This window comes from Streptomyces sp. D2-8, from assembly GCF_023184515.1.
Taxonomy (GTDB): Bacteria; Actinomycetota; Actinomycetes; order Streptomycetales; family Streptomycetaceae; genus Streptomyces.
The window spans coordinates 32,845-45,550 of the sequence record NZ_JAAHBP010000029.1; the positions used below are offsets into that span (position 1 = coordinate 32,845).

At 71.0% G+C, this 12,706-nt stretch carries 7 protein-coding genes and 1 pseudogene; 3 read left to right on the forward strand and 5 right to left on the reverse strand.

Going from position 1 to position 12,706, the window contains the following annotated elements:
• Positions 1–69: 69 nt before the first annotated feature.
• From G3I77_RS36460 to G3I77_RS36470, 3 genes are all read right to left on the reverse strand, one after another.
• On the reverse strand, positions 70–1,170 hold the full coding sequence (locus G3I77_RS36460) for an AI-2E family transporter (protein ID WP_248510872.1): 1,101 nt from the start codon (positions 1,168–1,170) through the stop codon (positions 70–72).
• Positions 1,171–1,314: 144 nt separating this feature from the next.
• The gene (locus G3I77_RS36465) at positions 1,315–2,094 is read right to left on the reverse strand and encodes a polysaccharide deacetylase family protein (protein WP_248510876.1); all 780 of its coding nucleotides are present in this window, start codon (positions 2,092–2,094) and stop codon (positions 1,315–1,317) included.
• Between the two features lie 185 nt (positions 2,095–2,279).
• Positions 2,280–2,495 carry a hypothetical protein gene (locus tag G3I77_RS36470; protein WP_248510907.1) on the reverse strand — a complete coding sequence of 72 codons (216 nt, stop codon included), beginning with the start codon at positions 2,493–2,495 and terminating at the stop codon, positions 2,280–2,282.
• A gap of 274 nt (positions 2,496–2,769) precedes the next feature.
• On the opposite strand from G3I77_RS36470, the gene G3I77_RS36475 reads away from it, so the two are divergent.
• Both G3I77_RS36475 and G3I77_RS36480 read left to right on the forward strand, forming a co-directional pair.
• Positions 2,770–3,048: a hypothetical protein gene (locus G3I77_RS36475; RefSeq protein WP_248510878.1), complete on the forward strand. Its 279-nt coding sequence runs from the start codon at positions 2,770–2,772 to the stop codon at positions 3,046–3,048.
• A gap of 265 nt (positions 3,049–3,313) precedes the next feature.
• A pseudogene (locus G3I77_RS36480) lies at positions 3,314–3,670 on the forward strand (helix-turn-helix domain-containing protein); the annotation flags it as partial.
• A 66-nt stretch (positions 3,671–3,736) separates the two neighbouring features.
• On the opposite strand, the gene G3I77_RS36485 reads toward G3I77_RS36480, so the two are convergent.
• Positions 3,737–5,632, reverse strand: a complete 1,896-nt coding sequence (locus tag G3I77_RS36485; RefSeq protein WP_248510880.1) for an SMI1/KNR4 family protein — start codon at positions 5,630–5,632, stop codon at positions 3,737–3,739.
• Positions 5,633–5,876: 244 nt separating this feature from the next.
• Between G3I77_RS36485 and G3I77_RS36490 the strand changes: the two genes are divergently transcribed.
• Positions 5,877–11,108 carry a family 43 glycosylhydrolase gene (locus tag G3I77_RS36490; RefSeq protein WP_248510882.1) on the forward strand — a complete coding sequence of 1,744 codons (5,232 nt, stop codon included), beginning with the start codon at positions 5,877–5,879 and terminating at the stop codon, positions 11,106–11,108.
• Positions 11,109–11,321: 213 nt separating this feature from the next.
• Here the strand turns inward: G3I77_RS36490 and G3I77_RS36495 are convergent, their stop codons facing one another.
• The gene (locus tag G3I77_RS36495; RefSeq protein WP_248510884.1) at positions 11,322–12,542 is read right to left on the reverse strand and encodes a metallophosphoesterase; all 1,221 of its coding nucleotides are present in this window, start codon (positions 12,540–12,542) and stop codon (positions 11,322–11,324) included.
• Positions 12,543–12,706: the final 164 nt, after the last annotated feature.

The window sequence follows — 12,706 nt, forward strand, 5'->3', positions numbered from 1 at the left end:
ATGATACGTCCGGCGGCCGGACCACAGTCCTCAGCATTCCGGGAGTCCGGCCGCCGGGGCCCGGCGCACTCAGGCCGGCTCGCCCGTGCGGTCCCGCAGCGCCTGGTACACCGACCACACCACGGCCACCAGCGGTACGGCCACCACCGCACCGATCACCCCCGCGGCGACCGCCCCGCCGACCACCGCCAGAGCGACCACCACCGGGTGCAGCCGAACGGCCCAGCTCATCACGATGGGGTGCAGGAGGTGGCCCTCGATCTGGCCGATGACCACGATCAGGGCCACGACCACCAGGGCGATGAGCGGACCCTTCGACGCCAGGGCGACGACCGCCGCGATGGCCAGGGCGATGGGCGAACCGATCAGGGGGATGAACGCCGCCAGGAACTCCAGCAGGGCCAGCGGCACGGCGAGCGGCACCCCGAGGGCGAACAGCGCGATGCCCACGAGGACCGCGTTGGTCGCCGCCACCAGCAGGATGCCGTGCGTGTAACCGGTGAAGGTCCGCCAGGCGGCCCCGGCCCCGACCGCGAACCGCTGGCGGGCCCGGTCGGGGAGCTGGTCGCACAGCCACTGCCACTGCTTCTCGCCGGAGTACGTGAAGAAGACCGCGCAGAACAGCGCCAGCGCGAGCACGGTCAGCACCTCGACCAGCCGGCTCGCGCCGCTGAGCGCCGTACTGATGAGGGTGGAGCGGTGGTCCGACAGGAGCTTGCCGATCCGGGACTGGAGATCGTCGAACGCGTCCGCGGGCAGCCGGAAGGGCGGTTCCTCCAGCCGGCGCTCGATCCGGTCGATCCCCGCCACGAACTCCTTCTCCAGCCCGGTCCGCTGGTCCGCCACGGTCTCACCCACCAGGGCCAGCGCCCCGAGGACGAGGACGATGCCGCCGATGAGCGCGGCGGCGACCGCGAGCGGCCGGGGCATGTACCGGGCCAGCAGACCCGCCACGGGACGGAGCACCGCGGTGATGACGAGACCGAGGAAGACGGCGACGGCGACCCGGTGGAACTGTCCGAGCACGGAGAAGGCGAACCGGACGACGATACCGACCGCGATGAGCCGCCACGCGTACGCGGCCGCGGTCCTCAGCACGCCCGGCACGCGCGACTCGACGTCGTTCACGCGCGGCAGCGCCGAGGCGGGTGGATCCGGGGGCGTCGACATCTCATGCCCGTACCACCCACCGGCCGCCGAACCGCGGTGCGGGCCCGGAATTCCCCCGAAGGCCGGTACCGGGCCGGGCCGCCGGACAGCGCGGCGCGGCTCAGCGGCACACAGCAGCCTCCCGGTCGGCTCCTCCGGCCGCGCCTAGCGCACGGGGAAGCCGAAGGAGTACCCCTGCTCCTTCAGCCACGGCAGAACCTCGCGCAGCGCGGCCACGGTCTGCGAGCGGTCTCCTCCCGCGTCGTGGAAGAGGAGGGTCGGGCCGTTGGAGATCTCGTCCTTGACGGTGGCGACCATGGCGCTCGTGCCGGGACGCTCGAAGTCCTTGGAGTCGATGTTCCAGCCGAGCGGGCGCATTCCACGGGAAGCGGCGAGGTGACGGCTGTAGGGGGTGAAAGCACCTCCGGGCGCCCGGTAGTACAGCGGGCGGACGCCCCCGGACGCCTTGGTGATCATGCGTTCGGCGTCCAGGATCTGCTGTGACTGGTAGGCCTTGGACTTGCGGTCCATGGTGACGTCGTGCGAGACCGTGTGGTCGCAGAGCCGATGCCCGGCCGCCACCACCGCCTTGACCAGGTCCGGGTGGGCGCGAGCCTGCGTGCCCACCATGCAGAACGTGGCCTTCACACCGTGGTCCCGCAGCACCTGCAGCACCTCGGGTGTCCAGACGGGGTCCGGTCCGTCGTCGATGGTGATGTTGACGCTGTGGGCGCCGGCGTCCGAGGCGTGCGCGATGTCCGCCGACACCGGTGCCGCCTTCCGGCCCGGCGCCTGGGCAGGGGGCGCCGAGACGCCCTGGGCGGGTCGTCCTTCGGTGGCGCCGAGTTGCGCGTTCCAGAACGAGGTCAGGCCGGCCACCGCGGTCACCCCGAGCGCTGCCGCCAGCACTTTGGCGTACCATCCCCGTCCGCCGCTTCGCACCATGTCTTCTGTTCCTTCGCCGTCGCCGTGGAGCCCGTGCGTACGGCAAGAGGGCGGAAGGGGGCCGGCGGATCCGTCTGTTACCGATCACGGACAATCCCGCTGCCCGGCGGTATCAGGACGGCCGGGGGCGGCGTCGAGGCGGCGTCGAAGCAGTGGTGGGGCGGCGGTGGGGCAGCCTCGGCGCTCTAGTCGGTCTCGCGCTCCAGGACGCGGCGGGCCGCCTCGGCCTCCGCCGCGCGCGGCGACAGTTCGTCGAGGGTGTCGAGCTCGTCGTCCGACTCCAGTTCCCGTTCCCAGGCCGCCGCGAGGCGTTCCTGTTCCTCGCGCGGCCTGGCGCCGACCGCTGCGCGGTGCTCCGGGTCCAGAGCTGTCAGGAATCGTCCGAGCGGGTCCGCGGGCATACGGGGCTCCTTGTCGTAGGGAGGGGGTGCCATCTGCCCCAGCATGGCTGAACCCCTGCACGACGGCCGTTCGACACAGCCGGCGAACACCGCGTTGGCCCCTTCGCCCGCTCGCCGGTAGGTGAGGCGGGCGGCGGCATCGCCATGACAGGGAATCCGAACGCCTCCGTCTGTCCCCTTTAATGGGGACGCCGTAGCCCGTTGACTCGCATACCCGGCCGGCGAAATCCTTCTCTGCGAATTCACGGAGAGACAGGCGGTCGTGACGGTGACCATGGCGGAGACCGAGGAAACAAGTTCGGCGGGTCTGCTCGCCGAGGGTCCGGCGGGGGCGGTCTGGTCGGGGGATCACCTCGTCGGCAGAGAAGAACTGTGGCGCATTCCCTTCCCGTCCGAAGTGGCCGCCGAACTCATACATGCCGCCCGTTCGGCGATTTCGGGTGGCGCATGGTTCGACATCGGTGCGGCCATTCCGGCCGGGCTGTCCCGGGCCGAGGCATTCGCCACCGGTCTGCACCGGCGGCTGGCGGGGGCCCGGGATTCGTCGTCGTGACCGGGTTCCCGGTGGACCGCACCGATCCGCGTGAGGTCGAGATGGCCTACTGGATCCTCGGGCAGCTCCTCGGCCGGCCGGTTTCACAGAGCCCAAAGGGCGATCTGCTGGGCCGGGTCGAGGACCGCGGCGCCGACGTGTCCAGCCCGGTGCAGCGGGGGTACGAGAGCTCCGCCGAGCTGCCGTTCCACGTGGACCGTACCGATGTGATCGGCCTGCTGTGCGTGCGCCCGGCGCGCAGCGGCGGTGAGCCGGGGCGCCGTGGCGTGCCCGGGCGGTCCTCCCGGTCAGCAGCGACGACACCTCGGCGGGCGCCGTCGTCCTCACCGGCAGCGGGACCCTCACCGCCCTGTGCGCCCTGTTCGAGAGCATCTGGCAGACCGCCGCCCCGCTCGGCGAGACCCACCGCCGCGACAGCCAGGGCCTCACTCCGCAGGAGGCCAACGTCATCCTGCTGCTCTCCAACGGCCACACCGACGAGAGCATCGCCAAGCGCCTCGGCGTCTCACCGCGCACGGCCCGCCGTATCGCCGGCGAGCTCACGGAACGCCTCGACGCCCGCAGCCGCTTCGAAGGCGGCGTCCGCGCCGTCCAGCGCGGCTGGCTGCCGTCGACGCCCTGATCTTCCGGGCCTGCTCCCCGGTGCGTCTTCCCCCGCCAGCTCCCCGTCGGCCAGGGGCGCGTCACCTCAGCCCACCCGGATCACCATGTACGCCTCGCCGTCCCTGGGCGGTCGTGTCCAGGAACGGGTGGTGAACGTGTGCAGCCGTCCGTTCACGATGGCGTGACGGGGCAGACGGACACCGAACTCGCCGGCCACCGCTTCCAGCAGCGACCGTTCCGTCCCCTCGCCGTCCGCCGGGTCACCGAAGAACCGGCTCGGGTCCAGCGCCCGTGGTAGCGCACCGCTTGACCGGACCTCTCCGTCCACGTAGGTGAACGCGTACTGCTCGGCGTCGTCCCGAGCCACCGAAAGGTGGAAGAACCGTTCCCCGTGCACTGTCCTCAGGCCGCTCCACACGACCACCGCGCGGGTGCCCGCGCCGGCGGCCGCCGCGGCCGGGGAGACGAACCGCCGCCGGTCGAAGGAGGGCGGATCGCCCTCGAACGCGAAGCTCCAACCGGCGCCGGCCCGGCCGACCACCATGAGAGCCCTGTCGTCGTAGGACGAGAACTCCCTTCGGTCGCGCAGCGATCCGCGGCGCGCCTCCCAGAGGGTCATGGGTGCGTTCAGCACGGTGCCGTCCCCGTCCGCGAGACGTCCGGGCAACTCGTCCGGCTCCACCCCCTCCACCAGGACGAACCGGTAGGACGTGCGGTTGTTGCCCGGGTCCGGCTCCGCGAGCCACGCCAGGCCGCCCGGGTCGAGCCCGGCCGTCGGACCCGGTGCCCCACCCGCCTGCCCGCCCCTCGGCGTGGACAGCAACTCCCGGCCCCGCTCCGGGGTCAGCAGCGGCCCGAGCACGGGGTCGGCCACCCAGCCCAGCGGCGCCAGGTGGTCCGGTCCCAGCGGCTCCCACAGGGACAGAGCATCGATCAGCGTCCGCCATGCCCCGTCGGTGTCTCCCCACCGCGCCCGCTCCCGCGCCCGCTCGACCGCTTCCCCGAACGGTCCGGCGGCCGTGTACCGGTACGTGCCGTTGCGCACCTGATCCAGCGTCGCGTGAGCCAGTGACACCACGTCGGCGTCGGCGCCCCGCAGGTGGAACGTCAGCGCGGAGTCGTCCCGGTACGAGTGCGCCGCCTGCTCGGCGACCAGCGGCGGCAGCAGCTCGGGCGCATACCGTGGGTCCGTCGCCAGTCCCTCGAAGTACACCATGGAGGTCTGTCCGAGCAGGCGGCGTATCTGGTCACCCAGCGCGGCGGCCCGGGGTCTGCCGTACTCCTTGGCCTCGTCCAGCGCGTTCACGGCCCGCTCCCAGCCGCCGCGCAGCGCCTCCAGCCGGGCCTCCTCCATCTGCGCGTCCAGCGTCCGTGTGGTGTCGTTGACGAACTCCGGCTCCCCGTCGCCCGGGCGCGCCCGCAGGCTGTGGAACTCCCGGTGCATGTCCCGCATGAACGCGTGGAAGTTCGCGTGCCGCTCGGGCGGCGCGGCCCGCCAGCTCGCCCAGGTGTAGACGGCCCACTCACCGTCCCCGTCCACGTCCTCGGGATCCAGGAGGACGTGGGTGGCGTCGGACTCGACGTCGAGCTGCAGCCCGCGCCGCCACAGGTCCGCCTCCCGCCGCTCCCCGGGCCCGGCGTCCTCGTCCAGGTACTCCTCGAACAGGTCCGCGAGTCCGGACTCGTTGTCGTGCCAGTGCGCGTCCTCGGTCCCCGCCAACAGCCAGACGAACCCACCCGCGTGCCGCCATCCGTCGCTGACCTCGAGGAACCGCCGGTACGACGGGGGCATCCGCCGGCCCAGGCGCTCCTCCATGGCTGCGATCCGCTCCTCGGACGCGGGCGGGAAACCGAGCCATCGTGCTCGCCGCGCCGCCTCGTCGTCCTCGCTCCGCGTCTCGTCGTCCGGCAGTGAATCCGCCCACTCGCCGCTCCACCTGAGCAGGAAGGAACGCCAGTCGCATGCCGTGGTGTCCGTCATGTGCCCGATGCTGCCACCCCCCACTGACAACGCCACCGCGAGTCGGACGGATGTGTTCGACCTGTCGGACATTGTTCGGAACCTCTTGACGCTGCCCCGGGCGCCGACTGAGACTCTCGCAACACACGCGTCACCCGCGTGTAACGACAGGCCCACGGCAAGGACTTGCCGTCGCCTGGTCGGCTCCTCGTCGTTTCCGTTCCGCCTTGTCCGCATCAGCCATGCCTCAGCAGGGAACCTCGACATGACGCACGTCGCACGACTTCGCAGCCGCGCGAGACGTCGGGCGGGCCAACTCGCCGGACTGACCGCCGCGTCGATGCTGCTCACCCTCGCCGGACCCACCGCTTCCGCACACGCGGCCCCGACGGCACCGGCGGCCGAAGCCGCGGACCTCACCGACGGCCTGGCCCTCTGGTACAAGCTCGACGCACCCTCCGGCGGCACCGTCACCGACGCCTCCGGCAACGGCCGGAACGGCACGGTCAGCGGCACCGCCGACTGGTCGGCATCCGGCCAGGGGCTCGCCTTCAACGGGTCGGACACCTACATCAAGGTGCCGGACGACCTCATGAAGGGCATGGACGCGATCACCGTCTCCATGGACGTACTGATCGACTCCGCCCAGAGCACGCCCTACTTCCTCTACGGCTTCGGCAACACCAGCGCGGGGACCGGCAACGGTTACCTGTTCACCACGGGGAACTCCTTCCGTACCTCCGTCGCGACGGGCAACTGGTCGACCGAGCAGACCACCAAGCCGTCCGACTCCCACAACCTGACCCGCGGGGTGTGGAAGCACATCACCTACGCCCAGACCGGCTCCACAGGCGTGCTCTACGAGGACGGCGTCGAGGTCGGCCGCAACACCTCGGTCACCACCACGCCCGGTGCCATCGGCTCCGGCAGCACCAAGGCCAACTACATCGGCAAGTCGGTCTACGACGGCGACAAGCTCTTCAAGGGCCGGATCCGCGAATTCCGTGTGTACGACCGGGCGCTGGACGGCCCGGAGGTCGAGCAGCTCTCCCTCCCCGTCGCCACGCAGGGCGTCGCCGACGACAAGGAGGCTCTGAGCCTCGGTGACACCAGCGGCGTCACCTCCGACCTGGACCTGCCCAGGACCGGCCCGGCCGGCGGCTCCGCCATCAGCTGGGACAGCGACAACCCGTCCGTGGTGTCGGACACCGGCAAGGTGACCCGCCCCGAGGCCGGCTCGCCGGACGGCCGGGCCACGCTCACGGCGACCCTGAAGAAGGGCACCGTGACCGGCACCAAGACCTTCGACGTCACGGTCCGGCCCGCGCTCGACGACGCCGCCTCCGCCCGGCAGGCCGCCGAGGCGCTCACGGTCCACAACCTCGACGACGCACGCGGCAACCTCACCCTGCCCAGGAGCGGTGCCTTCGGCACGAACGTGACCTGGTCCTCCGCGAAGCCGGACGTCGTCTCCGCCACCGGCGAGGTCCACCGCCCCGCGCACGGCGACGGCGCCACCACCGTCGAGCTGACCGCCACCGTCACCAAGGGCGAGGCCGAGGTCACGCGCGTCATGACGGCCAAGGTGCCCGAACTGCCCGCCGAGGCGGCCCTCAAGGGGTACATGTTCAGCTACTTCACCGGCGAGGGCACCTCGGACGGCGAACAGCTCTACGCCGCACTCAGCAAGGGCAACGACCCGCTGCACTGGCGTGAGCTGAACGACGGCAAACCGGTCCTCACCTCCACGCTCGGCGAGAAGGGCCTGCGCGACCCGTTCATCATCCGCTCCCCGGAGGGCGACAAGTTCTACCAGATCGCCACCGACCTCAGGATCTACGGCAACGGCGACTGGGACGCCTCCCAGCGCACCGGCAGCAAGTCCATCATGGTCTGGGAGTCCACCGACCTGGTGCACTGGACGAACCAGCGCCTGGTCAGGGTGTCACCCGACAGCGCCGGCAACACCTGGGCGCCGGAGGCGTTCTACGACGCCGAACGCGGCGAGTACGTCGTCTTCTGGGCGTCGAAGCTGTACGACAACGCCGACCACTCCGGCGACACGTACAACCGCATGATGTACGCCACCACCCGTGACTTCCACACCTTCAGCGAGCCCAAGGTCTGGATCGACCGCGGCTACTCGGTCATCGACTCCACGATGATCCGGCACGACGGCACGTACTACCGCCTCTCCAAGGACGAACGGAACAACAGCTCCTCCACCCCCAATAGCAAGTTCATCTTCCAGGAGAAGAGCGACTCGATCCTGAACCCGTCCTGGACCGCCGTCGCCGAGGGCATCGGCAAGGGCGCGATGAACGCCGCCGAGGGACCGCTGGTGTTCAAGTCCAACACCGAGGAGAAGTGGTACGCGTTCCTCGACGAGTTCGGCGGCCGCGGCTACATCCCGTTCGAGACGACCGACCTCGACTCCGGCACCTGGACCCCCTCCACCGGCTACGACCTGCCCGCCAAACCCCGCCACGGCACCGTGCTGCCGGTCACCCAGGCCGAGTACGACCGGCTGCTGCGCGCCTACCAGCCCGACCAGCTCGTGAAGAGAGTCGAGGACGTGTCGGTGAAGACGCGGGTCGGTGAGGCCCCGGTCCTGCCCGCCACGGTGGTGGCCGAGTACGCCGACGGCGTCGAGCGGCCCGTCTCCGTCGACTGGGCGGACGTACCGGCGTCGTCGTACGCACAGCCGGGCACCTTCACCGTGACCGGCAGCCTGCCGAACGGCGCCGCGGTTGCCGTCCGGGCCGAGGTCACCGTGTCGCAGGAGGGCTCCGATGTTCCGGCCGACCTGCTCCTGCGGTACGACTTCGACGAGACGAGCGGCAGCATCGCCCGCGACTCCAGCGGCCACGGCCACCACGGCACCTACGTCCGCACGCCCGACTTCGGCAGCGGCGTGCACGGCGGCTCGTTCAAGATGTCCGGCGGTTCCAGCGGCTCCACCACCTCTCCGTACGTGAAGATCCCGAACGGCGTGCTGAAGAACGCCGACAGCGTGACCGTGTCGACGTACGCCAAGTGGAAGGGCGGCGACGGCTTCCAGTGGCTGTTCGGGCTGGGCCCCGACAGCGACAAGTACCTGTTCGCCACTCCGTCCAACGGCAACTCCAAGCTGTACTCGGCGATCACGAAGGCGAGTTGGCAGGCGGAGTCCAAGGTGACGGCCGGCTCGCAGCTCACGCCGGGGCAGTGGCGGCACGTCACCGTGACCCTCGACGGCGCGACCGGCACGATGGTCCTGTACGTCGAGGGCATCGAGGCGGCCCGCGCGACCGGTGTCGGCATCAAGCCGGCCGACCTGTACGACGCGAACAAGGACCACAGCGGCTACATCGGCAGGTCGCTGTACGGGGCGGACCCGTACTTCGGCGGCGAGGTCGACGACTTCCGCGTCTACGACCGGGCGTTGTCGGCCGCTGAGGTCCAGGAGCTCAGCGGCAACACGACGGGCATCGCCAAGGTGACGCACCCGGCACTGAAGGTCGACGCACTGATCGACGACGCCGACAGCGGGGTCACGCTGCCGCTGAAGGCGGGCACGGACATCACCGCGCTGGCACCGGAGTTCAGCCTCGCCCACGGTGCGTCGATCAGCCCCGCCTCCGGCAGCGTGCAGGACTTCACCAAGCCCGTGACGTACGAGGTGACCGGCTCCGACGGCGCGAAGCGCACCTGGACCGTGTCGGCACTGATCATGAAGACACCGGTCCTGCCGGGTCTGAACGCCGACCCGAACATCGTGCGCTTCGGCGACACCTTCTACCTCTACCCGACGACCGACGGCTTCGAGGGCTGGAGCGGCACGCAGTTCAAGGCCTACTCCTCCACGGACCTCGTCCACTGGAAGGACCACGGCGTCATCCTCGACCTGGGGCCGGACGTCAGCTGGGCGGACAGCAGGGCCTGGGCGCCGGCGATGACGGAGAAGGACGGGAAGTACTACTTCTACTTCTGCGCCGACGCGAACATCGGCGTCGCGGTGTCCGACTCGCCCACCGGACCGTTCAAGGACGCCCTGGGCAAGCCGCTGCTGAAGGCCGGGGACTTCCGCGGCCAGATGATCGACCCGGCGGTCTTCACCGACGACGACGGCAAGCAGTACCTCTACTGGGGCAACGGCCGCGCCTACGTCGTCCCGCTCGGCGACGACATGACCTCCATCGACACCTCCAAGGTCACGGACATCACCCCGAGCGGCTACAACGAGGGCACCTTCGTCATCAAGCGCAAGGGCACCTACTACTTCATGTGGTCGGAGAACGACACCCGGGACGAGAACTACCGCGTCGCCTATGCGACCGGCCCCTCGCCCACCGGCCCGTGGACCAAGCAGGGCGTGATCCTGGAGAAGGACCTGTCCCTGGGCATCAAGGGCCCGGGCCACCACTCCGTCGTCCACGTCCCGAACACCGACGACTGGTACATCGCCTACCACCGCTTCGCCGTCCCCGGCGGTGACGGCACCCACCGCGAAACGACCATCGACAAGCTGGAGTTCGACTCCGGCGGCCTGATCGAGAAGGTCGTCCCGACCCTCGGCGGCATCGACCCGGTCACCGTCGTCCACGCCGGTCCGGACGCCGGCGGCACCGAGGGCGAGGCGATCACGCTCGCCGGCACCGTCTCCGGGGCGGGCACTCCCAAGTGGACCGTCCAGGACGGCGCCCCGTGCGCAGTCAAGGACCCCGCGGCGGCCCGGACGACCCTCACCTGCACCGACGACGGCACCTTCCAGGTCACCCTGGCCGGTGGGCGTGGCACCGACACCGCGACCGTCAAGGTCTCCAACGCCGCCCCGTCCATCACGTCCGCCAAGGGCCCCGGCTCGCCCGTGCCGGTGGGCAGGGTCGCCGTCGTCACCGTGTCCTTCGACGACCCGGGCACGGCCGACCGTCACACGTGCAAGATCGACTTCAAGGACGGCAGCCGGCTGACGACCGGTACGGTCACCGACTCCGGCTGCCGCGCCGCACACGTCTACGACGACGCGGGCATCCACCGCCCCGTCGTCACGGTCACCGATGACGACGGGGCCACGGACACCACCACGCTCGCGGAACTGATCGTCTACGACCGTGCCGCCGGCCCTCTGGCCGGCGCCGGCTCGATCACCTCGCCGGCCGGTGCCTACCCGGCAGGTCCGGGACTGACCGGCAAGGCGGCGTTCATCCTGGGCGCCCAGTACCGGAAGGGCGCGGACGTCCCCACCGGCAAGGCCACGTTCGTCTTCGGCGCCGCCCGGCTCACCTTCCGCTCGACCGGCTCCGACTGGCTCGTGGTGAACGGCTCCCGGGCCGTCTACCAGGGCACCGGAACAGTGGGCGGCAAGAGCGGCTACGCCTTCAGAGTCACCGCCACGGACGGCCCGGACACCTTCCGCATCAAGGTCTGGAAGAAGTCCACGGGCGATGTCCTCTACGACAACAGGACCGGCGCCACGACGAAGGGCGTCATCGCCATCGGAAACCACCGGCGCTAGGTCGGTCCTCAACGACCGCGTGCCGGGGAGGACATCGGCGGAGAGGGGCACCTGACGGGCATCCGCCCCGGTCAGGCGCCCCTCTCCGGCGTCTGACAGGAGGGAGCCCGCGGCGGCGGATCCTCGGCCCGTCCGCCCTACCCGCCCGCCTCGCACTGACGTACCTCTGCCCTGGTCAAGGCGCTCCAAGCGGATGTGTGGGCCCGCCCGGTGCTACGGCGAGGTGGGCAGGTGCGGGGATCGGAGCACGAGCAGGGTGATCTCGCTGGGGGCGAAGACGCGGAACGGCGGGCCCCAGAAGCCGGTGCCGCGGCTGGTGTAGAGGAGGGTGCGGGCGCCGTGGTGGCTGAGGCCGGCGAGGGCGGGCTGGTCGATGCGGACCAGGTGGTGGAAGGGCCAGATCTGACCGCCGTGGGTGTGGCCGGAGAGCTGGAGGTCGATGCCGTCGGCTGCCGCCCGGTCGACGAACTTGGGCTGGTGTGCCAAGAGCAGGACGGGCAGGTCGGGGTCGGCGCCGTTCAAGGCTCCGGCGAGGTGGGCGCGGTGGCCTGCCAGGCCGGAGGACTCGGCGGTGACATCGTCCACGCCGGCGACCACGAGGGTGTCGCCTCCGCGTTCGAGCAGTAGATGGCGGTTGCGCAGCGGCTCCCAGCCCAGCTCGTCCATCAGGTCGACCCAGCCCTGGGCCTCGCTGTAATACTCGTGGTTGCCGGTGACGTAGACCCGGGCCCGGGTGGCCCGCACGGTACCGAGTGGGGCGGCCTGGGCGCGGCGGCGTTCGGCCGTGCCGTCCGCGATGTCGCCGGTGTGGCAGACCAGGTCGGCTTCCAGGGTGTTCACCGTCTCGCATACCCGCGCCGACCAGCGAGTGCGATCGAGCGGGCCGTAGTGGGTGTCGGTGATGAGGACGACGCGGGTGCCGTCCAACCCGGCACCCAGCCGTGGGAGTTGCACGTCGAGTCGGCGCACGCGCGGCACGCGGCGGGCTTCGGCGTATCCCCAGGCGAGTAGTACGGCGGTGACACCGAGGACGGCCCACGTGACGATTCGGGCCCGGTCCTGACTCTCGTCGACGCCGGCCACGGTCAGGGCGAGCCGCAAGGGGAAGCCGAGCAGAATGGACCAGGTGAACAGGACCCAGCTGGTGCCCAGCAGGGTGTCACCGACGATCGCCGCCCGGTCCTGCTGACGCCGGCCGTGGCCGCGCGCCATCGCGAGCGGCATACCGACGAGGCCGAGGGCGAACAGGGCGGTGCCGGCCAGCGTGACGGGCAGCGGCCAGTGCTGGCCGGTGTGCAGGAGCACCCAGCAGGGCACGGTCCACAGCAGGACGGGGGCGATCAGGGGGAGGTAGCGCATCAGGCGGTGCAGTCGGCTCTGCCGCGGAGCTTGCGCCTCGCTGTCGGCGGGTCGGGTGTTGCTGGTGTCGGTCACGCGTCCCCTCCCTGACCGGGCTGCCGTCTCGCGCACTGTATCCGGTCGCCCTCGGGCCGGCCGGACCGGCGTTCACGGGCGCGGTCCCCGCGGCACATGCCAAGGGAGGTGTCTGCGGGATGGCAAGACTCCGCCGCAGACACCTCCCTTGGCATGTGCCGCGA